Raw genomic sequence first — 22,104 nt, 5'->3', positions numbered from 1 at the left:
GAGCCGAGGCGCCCAATGCGCCAGCGGCTCGCCGCGTCGTCAATGCAGGCGTGGTGCCAGGGTCGTCGGCATATTGGATGCGGGGTTCTCGGATCACCGACGCAAGCTGACATTGCGGTCCGTCTCGGTAATCCGGGTCTCATGGGCGGGACTGTCGCACGTTCGCTGTGCCACGGAGGCTTGCGGGGCGGCTCCGAGACCTTGCAGGCTGCGATGGCTCGTCCGGCAGGAGCGCGCCCAGCTTGAGCAGGGCGGCGGCGACGATGGCGGTGGCGGACGTGTCCCGGTCCGTCGCCGGGATGGCGGGGTCGTCGAAGTCGCCGGATCCGCGTAGTGGGGAAAGCCTTCGGTCACCGTCCTGCCGGTGGTCTCGAGCCGCGCCAGCATGCGGTCGAACACTGATGCCCAGGCGTCGGTCATGGTGGCCGAGACGTCAGTACGGCCGGGGGGGCAGTGGCCGACCGGCCCGGTCGAGGCGGATCTCATCACCGGGTCGGTAGCGGGCGGCCTGCCTCGTGTCGACATGGATCAGCCGCGTGCCCTCCGGGAACTCGGCGACGACGACGCTGTCCTTGACGTCGACCATCTCGACGCGGCCGACGGCCGCGGCGGGCTCGCTCTCCTGCGCCAGCGTCATCCCACAGCCGGTGCTGAGGATCCCCGCCAGAATCAGGCTGGGCGTGGCCGCACGTCTCATCCGCGGGCCCCGGACGATATGAGCACGCGGTCGGTCTTGCCGGCCTCGTAGCGACGCCGCCGGGCGACCGTCCACAGCACCCGCCAGGCCCCCCGCGTCGCCAGCAGCCAGTAGGTCTGGCAGCGGAAGATCCCCCAGAGCTTGGCCCGCAGCGAGGTGCGCGTGACGTCGACGGCGCGGGGGAAGTGTGGCGCCAGCTCCTCGATGAGGTCCTGGGTGACGATGCCGCCCACCCAGACCGTGAGCCCGAGCGACATCGAGGGCAGCGCGACGCCGAGCGCGAGCAGCCACGGCAGCTCGCCGAAGCCGTAGGCGAGGTGCCAGCCCAAAAAGCCGGCGGTGGGATAGACGACGGCCGCGGCGGGCCACTCCACGACCTTGTTGCCCACGTGCCGGATGAGCTGCCCGAGGTTGTAGGCGGACGGCGCCCGGCGCCACGTCCGCCAGAGGAAGCTCACATCGTCCAGCACGCCCTGGTACCAGCGCGCGTTCTGGCGCACCATCTTCTCCGTCGTCTCGGGCAGATCGGTGAGCTCGAGCAGGGGCATGGGCGTGAGCAGGATGCCCCGCGCGCCCAGCGCGTAGCCGAGCGTCGAGTCCTCCGTGGCCCCCGAGGTGGGAAAGCCGCCCAGGGCCTGGAGCACGTCCAGACGCACGAACTGGTTGTGGCCGAGACAGATCTGCGAGCGCCGGAAGCACAGCTCGAACAGCGGCCGCAGGCACCGGGCCAGCCGCGGCGCCCCCCGCGCCAGGGCGGCGAAGAGCGCCACGCGCCGCTTCTCGTTGATGAGCCGCGCGATCGAGACGCGGATGAAGATCGACGATTGCTGCATCGCGCAGACCCGGGACCGGTGGTTCAGCTGGGCGAAGTTGGCCAGCGACAGCGTGACGCCCTGATAGGCGGGGCTGCCGCCACCGGCGATCACGTCGGCGGCGATCCATCGATAGGTGTCGGGGTCGGGGATGGAGTCGGCGTCGCTCACGCCCACGTAGGTGTGGCCGGGATCGTACGAGCCGTTGAGGAGGGCGGCGAGGAACGCGGGGCGCAGCGCCCAGTTGAGCTGATCCGCCTTGCGCCGCGCGCCCGGCATGGCGACGACCGACAGCATCTTCTGCTGGTACGGCGGCAGCTCGGCGCGCAGCCGGCGCACCAGGTCGGCGGTGGGCGCCTCCATTCCGGGGTGGGGCTCGCGCTCCTCGTCCTCCCGGGTCACCACCACCACGTGCAGCTTGCCGTGCGGATAGCGCGAGCCGAGCAGCGCGCGCAGCGTGGCGGCGATGCGCGGCTCCTCCCAGGCCGGCACCACGTGGACGAAGACCGGCACCGCCGGCGTCCGCTCCAGCGTCGCCTCGTCGGGCAGCGCGTCGAGCCGGGCATAGGCCTCCGCCACCCAGCGACACGTCCTGACCATGCCCGTCCAGTCGAGCAGGAGCTTGAACGCCGCCCGGCCGTTGAAGAACGAGCAGAGAGCGAAGAGCGCCGTCCAGAGCCATTCCATGGTGACGAGTCGAAGGTTACTTCGCCTTCGGCGGAAACTTCAAGACGCTCTCGCCCTCGCGCACGAATCCGTGCTCTTCCCGGGCGAGCTTCTCGATATAGGCGGGATCGTGACGGAGCCGGTCGATCATGCGGGTGAGCGTCTCGGCGCGGGCCCGCAGCGTCGCCAGGTCCTTCTCGGCGGCGGCGATCTCTCGCTGGATCGCCCGGATCCCGAGCATGCCGCTGACGGTGCCGCTGGCCAGCGCCACGGCGGCGACCGCCCCCGCGGCCACCACCACCAGCCGGCGTCGGCTCACCGACTGATCCGATCGTACAGGCTGCGCCCGGGAAAGGAGGCGGCGTGGCCCAGCTCCTCCTCGATGCGCAGCAGCTGGTTGTACTTGCAGGTCCGCTCGCCGCGCGCCACCGAGCCGGTCTTGATCTGGCCGGCGTTGGCGGCCACGGACAGGTCGGCGACGAAGGTATCCTCCGTCTCGCCCGAGCGGTGCGAGATGATCGTGCCGTACCCGGCCCGCTTGCTGAGCTCGATCGCCTGCATCGTCTCCGTCAGGGTCCCGACCTGGTTGACCTTGACCAGCACCGCGTTGGCGATCCCGTTCTTGATGCCTTGCTGGATGATGGCCGGGTTGGTGACGAACAGATCGTCGCCCACGAGCTGCACCCGCGAGCCCAGGCGGCGGGTGAGCGCGCCCCAGCCGCCCCAGTCGTCCTCGCCCAGCCCGTCCTCGATGGACACGATCGGGTAGCGGTCGCAGAGCCGCTCGTACAGGGCGATCATCTCCTCGCTGCTGTAAACGGCCTGTTCACGGCTCAGCCGGTAGCGGCCGCCCGCCTCGGCGAACTCGCTGGCCGCCACGTCGAGCGCGATGAAGACGTCCTCACCCGGCCGGTAGCCGGCGCGCTCGATCGCCTGCACGAAGAAGTCCAGGGCCGCGGTGTTCGAGCCGAGGGCCGGGGCGAACCCGCCCTCGTCGCCCACGCCCGTGGAGAGCCCTTTGTCCTTGAGCAGGTCCTTGAGGGCGTGGAAGCACTCCACGCCCATGCGCAGGGCCGTGGAGAAGTTCTCCGCGCCGGCCGGCACCAGCATGAACTCCTGGATGTCCATGCCGTTGTCGGCGTGGGCGCCGCCGTTGAGCACGTTCAGCATGGGCACGGGCAACAGGCGCGCCCCGGGCCCGCCCAGGTAGGTGTAGAGAGGCAAGCCCACGTCGTCGGCCGCGGTGCGGGCCACGGCCAGCGAGACGGCGAGGATCGCGTTGGCGCCCAGCGAGGACTTGTTCGGGGTGCCGTCCAGCTCCAGCAGCGCCTGGTCGATCTTGACCTGCTCGGTCACCTCCATGCCATCGATCTCGGGGGCGATGGTCTCCTCGATGTTCCGGACCGCCTGCTGGACGCCCTTGCCCCGGTAACGCTGGTTGTCGCCGTCCCGCAGCTCCAGGGCCTCGCGCTTCCCCGTGGAAGCGCCCGACGGAGCGGCAGCCCGCCCCCAGGCTCCGGACTCCACCTGCACCTCGACCTCGACGGTGGGAAAGCCCCGGGAGTCGAGGATCTCGCGCGCGAAGACACCGGTGATGGCCGACACTCAGGATCTCCTTTCGAGCACGAACTCGGCGAGCGCGCCGATGGGCTCGGCCCTGGGACCGAGCGGTTTCAGCGCCGCCCGGGTCTCTTCGATCAGGGCCCGCGCGCGCCGGCGGGAGGCCTCGAGGCCATGGATCGCCGGATAGGTAGCCTTGCCCTTGCGCTCGTCGCTCCCCGCCGTCTTTCCGAGCTCCTCCAGGCTGCCCTCGACGTCGAGGATATCATCGACGATCTGGAAGGCCAGACCCAGGCTGCCCCCGGCCGTGCTGATGGCGGCAAGATGCTCGGCCCGGGCGCCGCCCAGCATCGCCCCGACCCGCAGCGAGGCCCGGATGAGCGCCGCCGTCTTGTGGGCGTGGATGTAGTCGAGCGTCTCGGCCGTGACGGCGCGCCCCTCGGACTCGATGTCGACCACCTGGCCGCCCACCATGCCCGCCGTGCCGGCGGCGCTGGCGATCTCCGCCACCACGTCGCAGATCACCTCCGGCTCGCGTACCTGAGTCACGTTGCTGGCGACGAGCTGGAAGGCCAGCGTGAGCAGCGCGTCGCCGGCCAGGATGGCCATCGCCTCGCCGAACACTTTGTGGTTGGTGGGGCGACCGCGACGGTAGTCATCGTCATCCATCGCCGGCAGATCGTCGTGGATCAGGGAGTAGGTGTGGATCAGCTCGAGCGCGCACGCGGTGGGCAGCACGGCCTCGGCCCGGCCGCCCACGGCCTCGGCTCCGGCGATGACGAGGATGGGACGCAGCCGCTTGCCGCCGGCCAGCACACTGTAGCGCATGGCCCGGTGGATCGTGGCGGGCGGAGCGTCTTCGGCCGGGAGGCATCGGGCCAGCGCCGCATCGACCAGGGCGCGGCGCTCGTCCAGATAGGCCTTGAGATCGAAGCCGCTCACCGCTCGGGCTCGCTCTCCCACTCGGTGAACGGCCGCGGGCTCACCCCACCGGCCTCGTCCCTGGTCAGGATCTCGATCTTGCGCTCGGCCTCGTCGAGGTACCGGGCGCAGCGCCGGGACAGGGCGACCCCTTCCTCGAACACCCGGAGCGACTCCTCCAGCGGCAGGTTGCCGGACTCCAGCGCGTTGACGATCTGCTCGAGCCGGGCCAGGCAGTCCTCAAACTTGAGGTCGCTCATCGTCCTCCCTCGCCCGCTCCACGCGGCAGTCGAGGCGGCCCTGGTGCAGCAGCACGCTCAGCGGATCGCCCGGCCGCACCTCCCTGGCCGTCCGGACGATGCGCCCATCTCTCGTGCGCGTGAGGCTGTAGCCACGTCCGAGCACCGCCAGCGGGGACAGCGAGTCGAGCCGCCCGACGGCCCCGGCCAGCCGGTGCCGCCGCTCCACGGTTCGGCGACTCACCGCCTCGCGCATCCGGCCCTCGAGGCGCTCCAGCCGGTGACGGTCGGCCCGCAGCCGGGCGAACGGGCTGGCCGCGCGCAGGCGGGCGACCAGCAGCTCGATGCGGTGTCTGGCCCGCCGGTGGGAGCCGCGTCCGGCATGCTGGAGCCGCCCCTGCAGCTCGTCCACGCGCCGGACCAGATCGCGCAGGGGCCGGGTGGCCGCCCGCTGCATCCGGGAGCGCAGCAGCTCGAGCGACTCGGCCACGGCGGCCTTCTCGCGCACCACCAGCTCGGCCGCCGCCGATGGCGTGGCCGCCCGCAGGTCGGCCACGAAGTCGGCGATGGTGAAGTCCACCTCGTGGCCCACCGCCGCGATGACCGGCGCCTTGGAGGCGGCGATGGCCCGGGCCACCGACTCTTCGTTGAACGCCCAGAGGTCTTCCAGCGACCCGCCGCCGCGGCCCACGATGATGACGTCGACGTCGCCCATGGCGTTGAGCGAGGCGATGCCGTCGACGATCTCGCCGGCCGCGCCGTCGCCTTGCACCCGGCACGGCGCGATCAAAATGCCCAGCCCCGCGAAGCGCCGGCCGATGATGCGCAGCATGTCGCGGAGGGCGGCCCCGCTGGGCGACGTCACGATGCCGATCTTCCGCGGAAAGCGCGGCAGCGGGCGCTTGCGCCCGGCGTCGAAGAGGCCCTCGGCCTGCAGCCGCTTCTTGAGCTGCTCGAACGCGAGCTGCAGCGCTCCCAGGCCTCGCGGCTCCAGCAGCTCCACCACCAGCTGGTACTCACCCCGCTGGACGTAGACCTCGAGGCTGCCGAACGCCAGGACGTGCTGGCCGTCGCCGGGCTCGAAGCGGAGCCGGCGCAGCCGGGTGCGGAAGAGCACGGCGCGGAGCTGCGCCGTCTCGTCCTTGAGGGTGAAGTAGGCGTGCCCGGAGTTGTAGAAGCGGAAGTTGGAGATCTCGCCTTCGACCCAGACCGCGGGAAAGCGCTCCTCCACCACCGCGCGCAAGCGCTCGGTCAGCTGCGACACCGTCATCACCGCGCGCTCGGCCGTCATCCTTCGTTTCCTGCGCGCGACCTGCGCGAGTCATCGGCATCGCGATGACAAACACCCCGTGGTGGAGCGGCGGCGGGGAGGGGGTGGCAGGGGGGTGGCGAGACCCGTTTCCCTGGCGTTGCGACGGCTGGACGCCTGGTGAAGCAGCCCGGTGGTGGGGAGAGCAGGGGGTGGCGAGACCCGTTTCCCTCGCCTGGCGAAGGGCCGCCCCGTGTCAGATGGAGCCCAGCCGCGGCGGGTCTGATGAACGCCGACGGCGTGGTATCGCCCACCCCCTGCCCTCCCCGCCACTGGGCTGCGTTCACCGCGCGAGCCGCGTTCATCGCGCGAGCTGGCGCTCCGCCGCGAGCAGTGTGTTGCGCATCAGCATAGCGACGGTCATGGGGCCGACGCCGCCGGGGACCGGCGTCACGGCGTGAGCGCGCGCGGACACCGAGGGAAAGTCGACGTCGCCAGCGAGCTTGCCCGTGGGCAGGCGATTGATCCCCACGTCGATCACCCAGGCGCCGGGCTTGACCATGTCGCCCGTGATCGTGCCCGGTCGGCCGGCCGCCACGCAGAGGACGTCGGCCCGGCGAGTGTGGGCGGCGAGCTCCCGGGTGCGCGTGTGGCACATCGTCACCGTGGCGTGGCGCGCCAGGAGCAGCTGGGCCAGCGGCTTGCCCACCAGCCGTGAGCGGCCGACCACGACGGCCTCGGCCCCCTTCAGCTCGGCGCCGTAGTGGTCGAGGATCTGCAGGCACCCGGCCGGCGTGCACGGCACGAGCCCGGGCTCGCCGGCCAGCAGCCGCCCCAGGTTCACCGGCGTGAGCCCGTCGACGTCCTTGTCGGGAGAGATCGCCCCGATCGCCTCGGATTCGTCGAGGCCCGGCGGCAGGGGCAGCTGGAGCAGGATGCCGTGCACGCCGGGGTCGTCGTTGAGCTCGCGGAGCGTCCGGAGCAGCGCTTGTCGCGACAGCCCCTCGGGATAGATAGCGTCGCGGGTGGCGATGCCGACGGAATCGCTCATCTTCTTCTTGTTCGCGACGTAGATGCGGGACGGCGCGAAATCCCCGACCAGCACCACGGCCAGCGTGGGCGCCCGCCCGGTGGCGGCGCGCAGCCGCTGCACGCCGTCACGGACCTCTCCCAGGACTTTCTCGGCGACGACCCGACCGTCCAGGATCAACGGATTTCGGCGGTCACGCGGGGACGCGAAGGCGTTGGATATTCGAGGCGCGGCCGTTCTCGGGGTCGATCGTGATCAGCACACCGCAGAGCATGGCCGGCCCCCGGGCCGGCTCGAAGCGGATCGGCATCTGGGTGAGGAACCGCTGCAGGATCAGGTCCTTGTCGACGCCGATGACGGAGTCGATAGGCCCCGTCATGCCCAGGTCGGTGATGTAGGCCGTCCCCCCGGGCAGGACGCGCTCGTCCGCCGTCTGCACGTGACGGTGTGTGCCCACCACCGCGCTGACGCGCCCATCCAGGTACCAGCCCATGGCCACCGACTCGGACGTGGCCTCCGCGTGCATGTCGACCAGGATGATGGGCGTGTCCTTGCCCACGTCGGCCAGGATCTCGTCGGCCTTCTTGAACGGGCAGTCGATCGGGTTCATGAACACGCGGCCCATCAGGTTGATGACGGTGACCCGATGCGGCCCGGCCTTCACCGTCACGTGGCCCACCCCGGGGGTGCCCGGCGGGTAGTTGGCCGGCCGCAGCAGCAGGTTCTCCCGCGCGATGTAGTCGATGATCTCCCGGCGGTCCCAGATGTGGTTGCCGGACGTCATCACGTCCACGCCCAGGTCCAGCACGCCGCGGGCGATCTGCGGCGTCACCCCGAAGCCGGACGCCGCATTCTCGACGTTCACGACCGTGAAGTCCACGTGGTGCTGCTCGCGCAGCCGCGGCAGCAGCGTGGCCAGGGCGGTCCGCCCGGGCTCGCCGAAAACGTCGCCGATCATGAGGACGTTCATGTCACTACTTGGCCACCTCGACGGCGCGCGTCTCCCGGATGACGACGACCTTGATGTGTCCCGGATACTGCATCTCGGTCTCGATGCGCTTGGTGATGTCCCGGGCCAGCTGGTGGGCGTCCAGATCCGAGATGACGTCGGCCTTGGTGAGCACCCGCAGCTCGCGCCCCGCCTGGATGGCGTAGCACATCTCCACCCCGCGGTAGCTCAGGGCGATCTCCTCCAGCTTGGCCAGCCGCTTGATGTACGATTCCAGCACGTCGCGCCGGGCCCCCGGGCGCGCCGCCGAGATGCCGTCGGCCGCCTCCACCAGCACAGCCTCGGTGGTCTGGGGCTCGACGTTCTCGTGGCCGCAGAGGGCGGCGTTGATGACCTCGGGGCTCTCGTTGTACTTCGTCAGCACCTGCAGGCTCAGCTCGGGGTGGCTGCCCTCCTGCTCGTGGGTGAGGGCCTTGCCGATGTCGTGGAGCAGCCCCATCCGCTTGGCCAGCTTGACGTCGGCCTTGATCTCCGCGGCCATCATCCCGGACAGCCAGGCCACCTCCTTGGAGTGCTGCAGGCAGTTCTGGCCGTACGAGGTGCGGAACTTCATCCGCCCCACCAGCTTGACCAGCTCGGGGTGCAGGCCGTGCACGCCGACCTCGAAGCAGGCCTTCTCGCCCTCCTCCTTGAGGTGCTGCTCCATCTCCTTCTTGACCTTCTCTACGACCTCCTCGATCCGCGCCGGGTGGATGCGGCCGTCGACGATCAGGATGCCCAGCGCCCGCCGGGCGATCTCCCGCCGGTAGGGATCGTAGGCCGAGATCAGCACCGCCTCTGGCGTGTCGTCCACGATGAGGTCCACGCCGGTCAGCATCTCGAGCGCGCGGATGTTGCGTCCCTCGCGACCGATGATGCGGCCCTTCATGTCGTCGGAGGGCAGGTCGACCACCGACACCGAGGTCTCCACCGTGTAGTCGGGAGCCAGGCGCTGGATCGTGGTGGCCAGGACTTCCTTGGCCTTCTCGCGGGCCGTCTCCCGGGCCTGCTCCTCCAGCCGCATGGCGATCAGGGCGGCTTCCCGCCGCGCCTCCTCCTCCATCTGGGCCACCAGCTGCCGCCGGGCCTCCTCGGCGGTCAGCCCGGCGATGACCTCGAGCCGGCGGCGCTGCTCTTCGACCGCGTTGGCCACTCGGTGCTCCTTCTCCTCGACGCCGCGCTCCCGCTGGCTCAGGCTCTTCTCCTTCGCCGTGTAGTCGGTGAGCCGGCGGTCCATCTCCTCCAGCTTGCGGGCCAGCAGCTCCTCCTTGCCCAGGACGCGCTGCTCGATCTGGCTCAGCTCCCGCTCGCGCTGGCGCGCCTGGGTGTCGAGCTCGGTGCGCGCCCGCAGGACGATCTCCTTGGCTTCGAGCTCGGCGGCCCGCTGCCGCGCGGTGGCATCGCGCTCGGCATCGTCGAGAACCCGCTTGGCGCGCAGGCTGGCGTCACCCAGCTTGCGCTCACTGAACCCTTTGTGCAGGAAGTACCCGAGCAGGCCGGCGAGGAGGATCGCGATCGGGACCAAGAGCCAGATGATGGGTTCCATCGCCTATGTCATCCCTTCGTCAGGGCGAATGTGAGCCGCAAATGCCCGACAGACTTGACAAGTATAGGGGTGGGGGGCAGGGTGAGTCAAATACCCAGCCCCTAGTGGGGCAGGGGAGCGCGACCACCTCGAGTGTGGAGTAGCGCGTGAAGAACGGTCGGAGGTCAGGTCAGCGGCTCGCGGGGCTGAGGCTGCCGTCGACGGTGATCTGCGCATGGCTCAGGCCGTGAGGCTGTGGCGGGGCCGTGTGTTACCTATCCTCCCAACGCTGACGGCGAAGCCCGTAGCGTCTCAGGTCACTTCCCGCTGAGGACCCAGACGCCGTCCCAAGGGGCCGGCGGCAGCGCCGCCGCGTAGGCACGGGCCCGCGCCGCCATCACGGCGGCGGGCGTCGGCAGCTGTCGTGGAGCTTCCCCGGCGTTCTGTTCGGCGCGAGCGAGCTCCTCCCAAATGCATCGTGCCACCTCGAAGCGCATGGCCCGGTAATGCTCGAGGGCTTCTGCGAAGCGCCGCGCGCGCTCGACGAGTGCGGGGTCGGCCTGGGCGCGCTCGCCGAGAGGCTCGAAGATTGTGAGCGGTAGGTCGGCGCCCTTGACCTTGATCCAGTCGAGCTCACGCACGAGAAAAGCCTTGCCCGCCAGGGCCGCCGTGGAGGGGCCGAGCACGACCTTGCAGCCGTAGAGTCCCGGGACGCTCTCGAGGCGGGACGCGAGGTTCACCGTCTCGCCTACAGCGGTGTAGTTGTAGCGCCGATCGGTGCCGACGTTGCCGACGATCACCTCGCCGGAGTTCAGCGCTATTTTGACGGAAAAGCCCGGCTCGCCCCGCGCCGTAGCCGCCTGCCGCGCGTCCTCGACGCGGGCGGCGGCCGCCAGCGCCGCGCGGACGCCGCTGGCGGCGTGCTCGGGATGCGCCAGGGGGGCGCCCCAGATCGCCATCACCGCGTCCCCGATGAACTTGTCCACGTATCCGCCGGTCGCCTCGACCGCGTCGGCGATGTAGCCGAGGTACTCGTTGGTGAGCCGCACCAGCACCTCCGGCTCGACCTTGCCCGACAGGGCCGTGAAGCCCGAGAGGTCAGCGAACATCACAGTGACCTCGCGACGCTCCCCGCCGAGTCGGAGCGCCGAAGGGTCCTGCGCCAGGCGCGCGACCAGCGTCGGGCTCACGTAGTGGCCGAACGCACGCTGGAGTCGCAGGCGGGCGCGTTCCTCCACGAAGTACCTGACGACGTACGCGAGCGGTGGGGCGCCGACCAGGACCAGGAGAGGCACTGCCACCGGGATCCACAGGTCACGCGCCAGCGCGGCGATGGCGGACGCCATGATGGCGAGCGCGCCCACGACGACCGCGAGGGCAGCGATCCACGGAGAGAGCAGGAGCCCGGCTACGGCGCCACCCGCCGCGGCGAGGGCTGCGGCGGCCGCAACCACCAGAGGCCCCGCCGTGGCGGTGACACGGCCTTCAAGCACGGCGGCCACTGCCGCAGCGTGCAGAGAGACGCCCGGAACGGACGCGCTGTGCGGTGCCGAGGCCGGGAGGCGGCGCAGTCCACAGGGATGGAGCAGGGGCCCCGGCGCTGTCGGCGGCTTGAGGAAGCGGCCGGTGGACATCTTGCGGTCCTCCTCGGGGAGCACGGTCCCGGCTAGGACGACTTTGCCCCGGAACGCCTGGACCAGTGCCTCGGGCGCCTCGCGCGCACAACGGTAGACGTCCGCCAGCGCGTAGGTGGGGACCCCTTCGGGGTGGCGGCGCGGGGCGAGCACGAGGGAAGCCGGCATCGTGGCCCCGGACCGACGGAGCAGCGCCGCCACGAAGCTCGGGTGGGATTCACCCGCTTCCGTCGGGTGGCTCGAGGGCACGCGGCGGTAACTCCCGTCGGGATCAGCGACGAGGTCGACCACGCCAAGGGCGCGTTCGTCGAAGCGCAGCGCCGCCAGGTACGGGCGCGCCGGAAGCGTCGCCGCCGAGCGCGCCAGCACGACGTGCTCCCCGTGGCGCGCCAGGGCCTCGAGCAAGGGGCGATCGAACTGGGGCGCCAGCACGCTGGCGCTCCAGGCGAGGATGATGTCGAAGCCCACCGCCCGTACGTCGGCAGCGGCAAGGCCGTCCAGGATCGGAGCCCAGACCGGGGCGAGCAACACCCTGGGGTAGGCGCTGAGCTCCGAGCGAAAGAGGCTTCCCTCGTCGAGCGCGATGACGGCGACCGACGACGGCTCGTCCAGGCTCGCCGCCGGCCCGGCCAGGGCGGCCCGCGCCGCCACCAGGACGTCGAGGAGGGGACCGTCGGGTGCGGTCGGGCCATCGGCCAGCAGGGGCAGGACGAGCGCCGCGAGCGCGTACGCGAGCGTGGCGAGCTCCCGATACCGGCGCCTCGCGGACATCCAGGCAGGCCTGCCGGGGCCCTACTCCACGGTGATCAGCGTGAGTCGCGGCTCGACGACCGTACCGCCTGGATCGGTCAGGAACGCGAGCGTGCGCGGCTTGGTCCCCTGCTCCTTGAAGGTGAACACGAGGTCGTACTGCGTGCCGGGGCGGAGCGCGCGGCTGCCGCTCGGCCAGCGGAAGCGCCGGTTCTCGAGCGCAGCCTCGACCAACGTCTCGTCGCCGCGCGTGATCCGGACCGACGCGACATCGCCGGCTCGCGGGCCGACGACGACGAACGCGGGCTCCACCGGCAGCCGCACCTCGGCCCCGCTTCGGAGCAGGACGCCGGCGGTCTCGCCCGCGGCCACGAGCTTGATGGCGCGAGGGCACGGCGTGTCCTTCTTGGATTGCGTGCCACCGGAGACACGATACCCCTCGACACCGGCGGTCAGCTGGCCCCCCACGAGCGTCACCGTGCGGCAGGTGCGGTAATGAACGAACACGAGGCGGCTCCGGGGGCCGAGGCGGATCGTGGTCTGGTCCGCGATCTCGGTGTACGGAATGAGGGCGGGCGTGCTGGGCCCGGAGACCTCGAGAACGAAGCCCGCCGCCTGCCGGAGCTGGGCCGGGGCGACGGCAACCAGCACGGTCAGCATCGTGCCGAGCATGAGGGAGAGGGGCCAGAACCGCGTGCCGCGCACAAGGCCTATTCTGCGACGAAACGCCGACAATTAAAAGGGCGTTCAGGCGACTAAAAGGGCGTTCAGGCGACGGCGCCGGCAGGAAGACCACTGTTGCGGTGGGGCAGGCTTCATAGTAGATTTCCTGAGCTTTCAGGGACGCGGAACAGTAGATGGTGCTCACGATCATCGGCGAGGAGACCGGACGATGCTGGGGCGAGGGCGACCCTTCGTGAGAACCCGTCGCGCAGCGATCCTGCTGACCGCGTGGATCGTCGTGGTAAGCTGGCCCGCCCTCGGTGAGGGGGGCGAGCTGCGGCTGGTGCCCGGGTTGACGCCGTTTCAGTTCGCCATGGCGGCCGCCATCGACATCGTCTGTCCGAGGCTCGCCGCGGCGAGGTCCACGCTGAACCCGGTCCAGATCGACCTTCTGGACCGCTGCAGCGAGATGCGCCAGACCGCGAACGAGCTCCAGGGGGATATGCCGACCAACCTTTCCCTCGGCCTCTCGAATGCCGAGCTGGCCGATGCCCTGGGGGCGGTCGCGCCCGAGGAGGCGAGCACCCTGGGGACGCTGTCGGTCGAGACGGGGACGACTCCAGCCCGGGCGATCGGGGCCCGCCTGCGCGCGGTGCGGGCGGGGGCCAGTGGCCTCAGCCTCAGCGGCCTGAAGATCGGCGTCGACCAGGCTATGGTCTCCGCAGGGCGCCTGCTCGGCTTGACCGAGAGCGGTGGCGGGGCCAGCGCCGACCGCGGCCCCTTCGGGCGCCTCGGCATCTTCCTGAACGGGGAATACGATTTCGGCGACAGGGACCGCACCTCCCGCGAAGAAGGATTCGACTTCGACCGGTTCGGGTTCACGGCGGGCGCCGATTACCGCGTCACTGACAGCCTGGTCCTCGGCCTCGCCTTCCACTACTCGCAGACCGATGTCGACATCGATCTCGGCTTGGGCGAAGTCGACAGCCAGGCCTACGGGGCTTCGCTGTACGGGACCTACTACCTCGGCAGGTTTTTCGTCGACGCCCACGGCAGCTACGAGTTCATCGACTACGACACGACCCGGCGGATCGTGTACGCGACGTTCGACCGCACCGCCCGAGGGGAGACGGACGGCGACCAGTACACGGTCAACCTGGGCGTCGGCTACGAGATCCCGGTCGGCCGGGTGACCATCACCCCCCTGGTGCGGGCCGAGTATCTCAACCTCCAGGTCGATCGCTATCGCGAGCGCGGCGCGGAAGGGCTCGACCTCGACGTGGGCGAGCAGGACGTGGAGTCGCTGGTGACCGCCGTGGGGGCGCAGGCGTCGATGGCCTTCAGTGTCCCCTTCGGGGTCCTCGTCCCCCAGATACGGTCGGAATGGCGGCACGAATTCGAGAACAACGGCACGACGATCACGGCGAAGTATGCGAACGACCCCTTCAACACGTTCTTTGCGATCCCCACCGATGATCCCGACCGCGACTACGTCGCGGTGGCCGCCGGCGCGTCAGCCGTGTTCAGCCGAGGCGTGTCGGCGTTCGTGAATTATGAGACAGTGCTAGGATTACGGGATGTGACTCACCACGCCTTCACCGGCGGGGTCCGGATGGAGTTCTAGTCATACGCGGGCGTTGTTGGGGTTATGTCATGCATGAGCGGACGGCACGCGGTTTGAGAGAGCGATCCCCACGATGGCGAGGGGGCCGGGCGGTGACGGCGTTGGCCTTGGTGCTCGCGCTGGTCGGCACCGGTCTTCCGGGAGCCCCGCGAGGCGTGGACGAGGCCGTCGCCAAGCAGACCGGAACAGCCAAGGTCGACGAATTCCTCATCATCGACTGCCTGCTCCCGGGGCAGGTCCGACGCCTCGGGAGTCGCTTGACCTTCCTCGCCCCCCGCCGGCCGGTCAAGACATCGGCCCGGGACTGCGAGATCCGCGGCGGCGAGTACGTCGCGTTCGACCGGGCCAACTACGCGACCGCGTTGAAGGTCTGGCTCGCGCCCGCGCAACAGGGCGACGCGGATGCCCAAACGTACGTCGGCGAGATCTTCGAGAAAGGCCTCGGCGTGCCGCCCGATTACGGGGCGGCCGCGGAGTGGTACCGGCGTGCCGCCGCGCAGGGCCACTCGCGCGCCGCCATCAACCTCGGCAACCTGTACGAACGGGGGCTCGGCGTTCCCAAGGATCCCTCCCAGGCCCTGCAGTGGTATCGCCGCGCCGCAGGCTTGCCGGATGTCGACTTCCAGATCACCGCCCCCACCAGCGGGGCGGCGGCCGAGGTGCAACAGCTCCGGGAACAGGTCGCGGGGCTGAAGCGTGACCTGCAGACCAAGCAGGACGAACTGAACCGCACGCTCTCTGACGTGAAGGCCCTGCGCCAGCAGCTCGAGCAGCGGGGGAGCGAGGCTGAACGGGAGCGCACGGACGTCGCGCGGATGCGCAAGGAGCTCGAGGCCTCGCGAGCCAAGGGGAAGGCGGCCACGGCGGAGCTTCGCGACCTCGAGCGGTTGGTCGCCGAGGGCGAGGCGCGGCTCGTCGGCAAAGACCGCGAGCTGGGGGAGCTGCGGGCGACGCTGGCGCGACTGGAATCGGAATCGGCCGCCCGGCGCTCCGAGCTCGAGCGTCTGCGAAGGCGGACGGCCGGGACGCCGCCCCAGATCGAGCTGATCGAGCCGGAGCTGGTGCTCACCCGGAGCGCGACGGCCACGCTCCCCGAGGCCCGGGTGCCGGTGGCCGGCGAGCGGATCACCGTCGTCGGCCGCGTCACCAGCGCTGACGGTCTGCTGTCGGTCACCGTCAACGGCCGGGAGGAGGCGCTCAAGGGCGGCAACCTCTTCAGGAGTGATGTCGCCGTCCGGCAGCCCTCCGAGCGCGTCCGGATCGTCGCCGTCGACCGGGCGGGCCTGAAGGCCGTGCTCGAGTTTGTCGTGGCGAACAGGGCCACCTCCCCCGCCCCCGACGGAAGACGCGACCGGATCGGCCGGCCCCGGCCGCCCAAGATCGCCGTCGGCAACTACCGGGCGCTGGTCATCGGGAACAACGAGTACCGGCACCTGCGGAAGCTGAAGACGGCGGTCAACGACGCCCGCGAGGTGGCGCGCGTCCTCGAGAGTCAGTACGGCTTCGAGGTCACGCTCCTGCTCAACGCGGACCGCTACCAGACCCTGTCCACCCTCAACCAGATCCGCGAGCGGCTCACGGACAAGGACAATTTCTTGATCTATTACGCCGGACACGGCGAGCTGGACCAGCGCAACCAGCGTGGGCACTGGCTCCCGGTCGACGCCGAGCCCAACAGCTCGGCGAACTGGATCTCCAACATCGCGATCACCGACATCCTGAACGCGATGGCGGTTCGGCAGCTGCTGGTGGTCGCCGACTCCTGCTACGCCGGCACTCTCACGCGGTCGGTCCTGGGCCAGCTGGAACCAGGGATCAGCAACGAGAAGTTCGCCAAGCTGCTGCAGCTCATGGCGGAAAAGCGCTCGCGAATGGTGATGACCTCCGGCGGCGTGGAGCCCGTCATCGACAGCGCCGGCGGTCCGCACTCGGCCTTCGCCCAGATCTTCCTCGAGCTGCTCCGGAGCAACGTGGGCGTGCTGTCGGGCCAGGAACTGTTCCAGCTGCTACGGCTGAGGGTCACCTCGGTCGCACACGGGGTGGACGTTCAACAGGTTCCCGAGTACGCGCCGATCAAGTTCGCGGGTCACGAGTCGGGGGACTTCTTCTTCGTTCGGGCTTCGAACCGTATCGACGAGAAGCAAGCCCCCTGAGCTGCTGGGTCAGCGTTCCGGCCCCAGCGCCTGCGTGACCTGCGACACGACAGCCGGCCAGATCGTCTCCCAGCAGCAGACGTGGTCATAGGTCGGGATCACCGTCACCGTCTCCGGCCGGACCCCGGCTCGGTCGACGATGGTCCTCGGCACGATCCGATCGACACCGCCGACGTAATGGCGCTCGTACACCTGGCTGAAGGCCCAGGAGTGCGTGGCGGGGTTCAGCGATCCGACGAGGCGAGAGTAGCCGTGCAGGTCCGCCCACGCGTCGATGTCGAGGTTGCCCGCTACGGTGACGACGGCGGCCGTCTCGGCGAATCGCGGAGCCAGCAGCAGGACCAGAGTCCCTCCCCCGCTGTAGCCGAACCAGGCGACCCGGGTGACCCCTCGCTTGCCGATCACCTGGCGGAGCGCGGCGGCCATGCTCACGACCACCCGCTCCGAGTAGCGCTCTCGGGTCCACATTGCGGCCGAGCAGGGCGGTCTTGTGGCGAGCCCGTGATAACACGGCCGGCCGAGGTAGACACGCGGGTTCGGATCGAGGTTCATCAGGCGCAGCATGAGCGGATTGCGGGGCGTCGGGTCGTGGGCGGGGCGGCCCTGGACCCACGGGGTGCCATCGCCGTCGATGTAAACGTGCAGGGTTCGCGAGGCCGGGCCAGGCGGCCAGAACACCACATGGTCGAAGGGCGCGCCAGGGACGATCTCCGCGCGCATCCTAGACACGAGCGCGCGCTCCGCGAAGATCTGGGCCGGCGCCCGGCACGCTGGCGCGACGAGAACGGTGGCCAGCAGAGCCGTGGCCAGTTGTCGTTGATCGATCGCGCTACCCGCGGGCGCCGAGCGCCCGGTCCAGGTTGTAGGCCGCGCTGATCACCGCCAGGTGTGTGAAGGCCTGGGGGAAGTTCCCCAGCCCCTCGCCGGTCGGGCCCGTTTCCTCGGCGTACAGGCCCAGGTGACTGGCGTAGCCGAGCATTTGCTCGAACATGAGGCGTGCCCGCTCGAGCAGCGCGCGGTCATTCCGCCCTGCCCGCGTCATGGCCTCGACTAACCAGAACGTGCAGATGTTGAAGGTCCCTTCCTCGCCAGTGAGCCCATCGGGCGTCTCGTTCACGTTGTAGCGGTAGACGAGGCTGTTGGAGACGAGCCCCCCGCGCTCGGGGGGCGCGAGAATGGCCTCCAGGGTCCTCAGCATGCGGCCATCGGTCGGCGACAGAAAGAACACGAGGGGCATGATGAGATTCGCGGCGTCCAGGCTGGCGCTGCCGTAATGCTGGACGAAGGCCTGTCGGCCCGGGCTCCACCCCTCGGTCATGATCTCCTCGTAAATCTGGTCGCGGGTCTTCGACCACCGCTCGCGGTCGGCCGGGAACGAGCGCTTGTCGGCGAGACGCAAGGCGCGATCCACCGCGACCCAGCACATGAGCTTGGAGTAGACGAAGTGCTGCCGGCCACCACGGGACTCCCAGACCCCATCGTCCTGGCGCTGCCAGTTGTCGCAGACCCAGTTGGTGAGCCGGCGGAGATGAACCCAGAAGTCGTAGGAGATCGGGCTGCCGTGCTTGTTGTAGAGGTAGACGGAGTCCATCAGCTCCCCATAGATATCCAGCTGGAGTTGGCTGTACGCGCCATTGCCGATGCGCACGGGACGAGAGCCCCGGTAGCCATCCAGGTGATCGAGGCTTTCCTCGGTGAGGGTGTGGCGCCCGTCGATCCCGTACATGATCTGGAGCGATCCGTCTGGATTCAGTTCGTGGCAGCGGGCCTCGATCCATCCCATGAAGCGAGCCGCCTCCTCGGTGAAGCCGAGCCTGAGGAGCCCGTAGACGGTGAACGCCGCGTCGCGGATCCAGGTGTACCGATAGTCCCAGTTCCGCTCGCCGCCCAGGCACTCGGGAAGGCTGCACGTCGGCGCCGCCACGATCGCGCCGGTGGGCTCGTACGTGAGGAGCTTGAGCGCCAGCGCCGAGCGGCGAACGATCTCCCGCCAGCGCCCGGTATAGGTACACTTGGCAATCCACCGTCGCCAGTACTCGACCGTCGCTTCGAACAGCATCTCCGACTCCGTCTCGGAGAGGCTGACCCCGCAGCCGACCCCGGCCGGGACTTGCTGGAGGACGAAGGTGGCGCTCTCGTTGTCGTGGAGGGTGAACTCCGCGGCCACGCCACGGTCGTCGGCCTTGAGCGGGATCGGTGTGGCGAGGCCGAGACTGAGACCTGCCGAGCGGAACACCGCCCCCCCTGTGCTCACGTAGGTGTCGTGCGGATCGCGGGCGTAGTTGAAGGCCGGATAGCACTCGATCCGGAAGGGGATGCTCCCCCGGACAGCCGTGACACGGCGCACCACTCGGTGGTGGCCGTCTCCGTCGGGCCCCCGCCCCACCGGCATGTAGTCGGTGAGCTCCGCCACCCCGTTGGGCGAGAGGAAGCGCGTGATCAGAACGTTGGTGTCCGGCCAGTAAAGCTGCTTCCGCCTCACGTCCCCGTACACGGGCGCGATCCGAAAATGTCCACCTTTCGTGTCGTCAAGGATGGCGGCGAACACGCTTGGCGAGTCGAACCGCGGGAGACAGAGCCAGTCGATGGATCCGTCCACGCCGACCAGGGCCACCGTGTGGAGGTCCCCGATGATGCCGTAGTTCTCGATGGGCTGATACGCCATAGTCCGCCTCTCCTACAGGGCTCGGTCACGGGCCCCCTCGCCCGCCAGAGCAGGCATCGACGCGCCAGGACTCGGCGGCTGGTGTCCCCAGGCCACCGCGGCCGGGACGCCGCTGAGCGCGTGTTCGTGGTGATCGCCATCGTCGCGGCCCGGCAACGCTACTCGCCGCTCTGCTGGAGGAGCTTGGCCACGAGGCCGGTCCAGCCCGTCTGATGGCTGGCGCCGAGCCCGGCACCGCTGTCGCCCCGGAAGTACTCGTAAAAGAGAACGAGGTCGCGCCAGTGCGGATCCCTCTGAAACTTCTCCGCGCTGCCGTGGACGGGCCGGCGGCCATCCGGCCCGAGCAGGAAGAGGTGGGTCAGCCGCCGGGAGATCTCGGCGGCGACTTCCCAGAGCGTGAGCAGTCGGCCAGACCCCGTCGGGAACTCGACCTTGAAGCGGTGGCCATAGAAGTGGTCGAATTTCTGGAGCGCCTCGATCAACAAGAAGTTCACCGGGAACCAGATCGGGCCGCGCCAGTTCGAGTTGCCACCGAAGCACGAGGTCGTCGATTCCGCCGGGTCGTACTGGACCCGATACTCCTGGTCGTGCACGCGGAAGACGTAGGGGTGATCGCGGTGGTACTCGGAGAGCGACCGGATCCCGTGGGGGGCGAGGAACTCCCGTTCGTCCAGCATGTACTGCAGCGCGCTCGCGAGCCGCACGTCGGTGACGAGCGCGAGCAGCCGGCGGGTGGTCCCGTCGGGCGTGTCCTGCCGGACGACGTGGTGTTGCAGATCCGGCCGGTTCTTGAGGAACCACATCATCCGGCGTGAGAAGCGCGGCAACGCCGTCATGATCTCGGGCTCGAGGGTCTCGACGGCGAGGAGGGGGATCAGCCCTACCATCGAGCGGATCTTCAGCGGGCAGACGAAGCCGTCGGGAAAGTGGAGCACGTCGTAGAAGAACCCGTCCTCTCGGTCCCAGAGCTGGATCCCCTCCCCGGCGATGTTGTTCATGGCGTACGCGATGTAGACGAAGTGTTCGAAGAACTTCGACGCGACGTCCTCGTAGGCGGGGTTGTCGCGCGCCAGCTCGAGGGCCATGGCGAGCATGTTGAGGCAGTACATGCCGACCCAGGCCGTGCCGTCGGACTGCTCGATCGTTCCGCCGGTAGGCAGCGGCGCGCTCCGGTCGAAGACGCCGATGTTGTCGAGCCCGAGGAACCCGCCCTGGAAGACGTTCTTCCCTTCCGGGTCCTTGCGGTTGATCCACCAGGTGAAGTTCAGGAGCAGTTTGTGGAAGACGCGTTCGAGGAACTCAGGGTCGGCGCGGCCGCGGATTCGCCGCTCGATCTTATAGATGCGCCAGGCGGCCCAGGCGTGCACGGGCGGGTTGACGTCGGAGAACGCCCACTCGTAGGCCGGGATCTGGCCGTTCGGATGCATGTACCACTCGCGCAGGAACAGGACGAGCTGCTCCTTGGCGAAATCCGGGTCCACCAGCGCGAGCGCCACGGTGTGAAATGCGAGGTCCCAGGCCGCATACCACGGGTACTCCCACTTGTCGGGCATCGAGATGACATCGTCGTTGTAGAGGTGGGCCCAATCGCGGTTACGGGCCCGCTTGCGGTCCGGGGACGGCGGCGGCTGTGTGGGGTCGCCGTCCAACCAACGGCGCACGTCGTAGTGATACCATTGCTTGGACCACAGCATCCCCGCCAGAGCCTGACGCATGACGCTTCGCGCGTCAGCGCTGAGCTTCTGGGGGATGACCGAGGCGTAGAAGGCATCCGCCTCCTCTTGGCGCTGCGCGTACACCGCGTCGAAGAGGGCGCCGAACGGGTTACCCTCCGGATAGCGGTCGGTGAGCCGGAGGCGCACGACGACGGCCTGACCGGGCGGGATGCGAAACGAATAATGAAGCGCGGCCTTGGTGCCCTCCGGCACAGGGTTGACGGCTGACGCCCGGCGGTGAATGACGGCGTCGTGGCAGGCGTCCTTCACGAAGCGCTGGGCATTCTCGGTGCCGTACAGCCGCCGGAAGTTCGTCTCGTTCTCGGTGAAGAGCAGTTCGGGGTTGCCCTCGTAGAAGAGGCGGTAGAGCCCGGTGAGGGCGGGGTGTTCGGCGCGCAGGTGCCCGGCGCCGCCTACCGTGCCGCCGAAGCCGAGGCTCGGTCGCTCGGCGTCGCGGTCCCACGCCCACGTGTTCCGGAACCAAAGCGTCGGCAGGAGGTGGAGCGGGGCCGTCTCCGGCCCGCGATTGACCACGGTCAGGCGGACCAGCACGTCGTTGGGCGCGGCCTTCGCATACTCGGCGAACACGTCGAAATAGCGGTCGTCGTCGAAGATCCCGGTATCGAGCAGCTCGAACTCCGGGTCCTCGCGGCCTCGCCGCGCGTTCTCTTCCACGAGCCAGGCATACGGGAACTCGGCCTGGGGATATTTGTAGAGCGCGCGCATGTAGGAGTGGGTCGGCGTCGAGTCGAGGTAGAAATAGTACTCCTTGACGTCCTCGCCGTGGTTGCCCTGGGGGGCCGACAGTCCGAATAGCCGCTCTTTGAGAAAAGGGTCCTTCTCGTTCCAGAGGGCTAGCGCGAAGCACAGGTACTGGTGATTGTCGGAGATCCCGAGCAGGCCGTCCTCGCCCCAGCGATACGCCCGCCGCCGCGCGTGGTCGTGCGGGAAGTAGTCCCACGCGGTGCCGTGCGGGGAGTAATCTTCGCGGACCGTTCCCCACTGACGCTCCGCCAGGTAGGGGCCCCACCGCTTCCAGTGCGCTGTCCGCGCGCGCGCCTCGGCGAGGCGCTTTTCCTCTTCAGAACGGGCGGCCATCGGGGAGCATCCCTTCCGGGCGCTCAACCTCATGCCGATGACGAGCGCCGTTGCGGCCGTTCAGTTGCTGATGCGTCATGAGTGCCTCCGGAGGTCGATTACTAGAGACGCCAAC

At 69.5% G+C, this 22,104-nt stretch carries 17 protein-coding genes; 2 read left to right on the top strand and 15 right to left on the bottom strand.

The window, feature by feature from the left end; translation table 11 throughout:
- Positions 1–433 precede the first annotated feature (433 nt).
- The 12 genes from VFR64_20400 to VFR64_20345 all read right to left on the bottom strand — a co-directional run bounded on the left by VFR64_20400 (position 434) and on the right by VFR64_20345 (position 12,776).
- Complete coding sequence (locus VFR64_20400) at positions 434–697, bottom strand: hypothetical protein (GenBank protein HET9492099.1); 264 nt, start codon at positions 695–697, stop codon at positions 434–436.
- Positions 694–2,196, bottom strand: coding sequence for a glycosyltransferase (locus VFR64_20395; GenBank protein HET9492098.1), 1,503 nt, complete (start codon positions 2,194–2,196; stop codon positions 694–696). The genes VFR64_20400 and VFR64_20395 overlap by 4 nt, the downstream gene beginning before the upstream one ends.
- A 16-nt stretch (positions 2,197–2,212) precedes the next feature.
- Positions 2,213–2,494 (bottom strand): septum formation initiator family protein, encoded by a 282-nt coding sequence (locus tag VFR64_20390; GenBank protein HET9492097.1) that lies wholly within the window; start codon positions 2,492–2,494, stop codon positions 2,213–2,215.
- Positions 2,491–3,780 carry a phosphopyruvate hydratase gene (eno, locus tag VFR64_20385; protein ID HET9492096.1) on the bottom strand — a complete coding sequence of 430 codons (1,290 nt, stop codon included), beginning with the start codon at positions 3,778–3,780 and terminating at the stop codon, positions 2,491–2,493. Before eno ends, VFR64_20390 begins: the two co-directional genes overlap by 4 nt.
- On the bottom strand, positions 3,781–4,677 hold the full coding sequence (locus VFR64_20380) for a farnesyl diphosphate synthase (GenBank protein HET9492095.1): 897 nt from the start codon (positions 4,675–4,677) through the stop codon (positions 3,781–3,783). It lies immediately after the preceding gene.
- The gene (xseB, locus tag VFR64_20375) at positions 4,674–4,916 is read right to left on the bottom strand and encodes an exodeoxyribonuclease VII small subunit (protein ID HET9492094.1); all 243 of its coding nucleotides are present in this window, start codon (positions 4,914–4,916) and stop codon (positions 4,674–4,676) included. Before xseB ends, VFR64_20380 begins: the two co-directional genes overlap by 4 nt.
- Positions 4,897–6,186, bottom strand: a complete 1,290-nt coding sequence (gene xseA, locus VFR64_20370) for an exodeoxyribonuclease VII large subunit (GenBank protein HET9492093.1) — start codon at positions 6,184–6,186, stop codon at positions 4,897–4,899. The genes xseB and xseA overlap by 20 nt, the downstream gene beginning before the upstream one ends.
- A gap of 319 nt (positions 6,187–6,505) precedes the next feature.
- Positions 6,506–7,354, bottom strand: coding sequence for a bifunctional 5,10-methylenetetrahydrofolate dehydrogenase/5,10-methenyltetrahydrofolate cyclohydrolase (locus tag VFR64_20365; protein ID HET9492092.1), 849 nt, complete (start codon positions 7,352–7,354; stop codon positions 6,506–6,508).
- 13 nt (positions 7,355–7,367) lie between these two features.
- Entirely contained in the window at positions 7,368–8,144 is a 777-nt protein-coding gene (locus tag VFR64_20360; GenBank protein HET9492091.1) for a TIGR00282 family metallophosphoesterase, read from the bottom strand.
- A 4-nt stretch (positions 8,145–8,148) separates the two neighbouring features.
- Positions 8,149–9,708, bottom strand: a complete 1,560-nt coding sequence (gene rny, locus VFR64_20355; protein HET9492090.1) for a ribonuclease Y — start codon at positions 9,706–9,708, stop codon at positions 8,149–8,151.
- A 296-nt stretch (positions 9,709–10,004) separates the two neighbouring features.
- Positions 10,005–12,092 carry an adenylate/guanylate cyclase domain-containing protein gene (locus tag VFR64_20350; protein HET9492089.1) on the bottom strand — a complete coding sequence of 696 codons (2,088 nt, stop codon included), beginning with the start codon at positions 12,090–12,092 and terminating at the stop codon, positions 10,005–10,007.
- A 21-nt stretch (positions 12,093–12,113) separates the two neighbouring features.
- On the bottom strand, positions 12,114–12,776 hold the full coding sequence (locus VFR64_20345; GenBank protein ID HET9492088.1) for a hypothetical protein: 663 nt from the start codon (positions 12,774–12,776) through the stop codon (positions 12,114–12,116).
- 211 nt (positions 12,777–12,987) lie between these two features.
- Here VFR64_20345 and VFR64_20340 point away from each other — a divergent pair, with 211 nt between their 5' ends.
- Both VFR64_20340 and VFR64_20335 read left to right on the top strand, forming a co-directional pair.
- On the top strand, positions 12,988–14,358 hold the full coding sequence (locus VFR64_20340) for an autotransporter outer membrane beta-barrel domain-containing protein (protein HET9492087.1): 1,371 nt from the start codon (positions 12,988–12,990) through the stop codon (positions 14,356–14,358).
- A gap of 92 nt (positions 14,359–14,450) precedes the next feature.
- Complete coding sequence (locus tag VFR64_20335; GenBank protein HET9492086.1) at positions 14,451–16,511, top strand: caspase family protein; 2,061 nt, start codon at positions 14,451–14,453, stop codon at positions 16,509–16,511.
- A 9-nt stretch (positions 16,512–16,520) separates the two neighbouring features.
- Here the strand turns inward: VFR64_20335 and VFR64_20330 are convergent, their stop codons facing one another.
- The 3 genes from VFR64_20330 to VFR64_20320 form a co-directional block, all read right to left on the bottom strand.
- Positions 16,521–17,240, bottom strand: a complete 720-nt coding sequence (locus VFR64_20330) for an alpha/beta hydrolase (protein HET9492085.1) — start codon at positions 17,238–17,240, stop codon at positions 16,521–16,523.
- Between the two features lie 100 nt (positions 17,241–17,340).
- Positions 17,341–19,176 carry a glycoside hydrolase family 15 protein gene (locus VFR64_20325; protein ID HET9492084.1) on the bottom strand — a complete coding sequence of 612 codons (1,836 nt, stop codon included), beginning with the start codon at positions 19,174–19,176 and terminating at the stop codon, positions 17,341–17,343.
- 158 nt (positions 19,177–19,334) lie between these two features.
- Complete coding sequence (locus VFR64_20320; GenBank protein HET9492083.1) at positions 19,335–21,989, bottom strand: glucosidase; 2,655 nt, start codon at positions 21,987–21,989, stop codon at positions 19,335–19,337.
- Positions 21,990–22,104: the final 115 nt, after the last annotated feature.

The organism is Candidatus Methylomirabilota bacterium (assembly GCA_035709005.1).
Taxonomy (GTDB): domain Bacteria; phylum Methylomirabilota; class Methylomirabilia; order Rokubacteriales; family CSP1-6; genus 40CM-4-69-5.
This window is presented reverse-complemented; position numbering and strand designations above follow the sequence as displayed.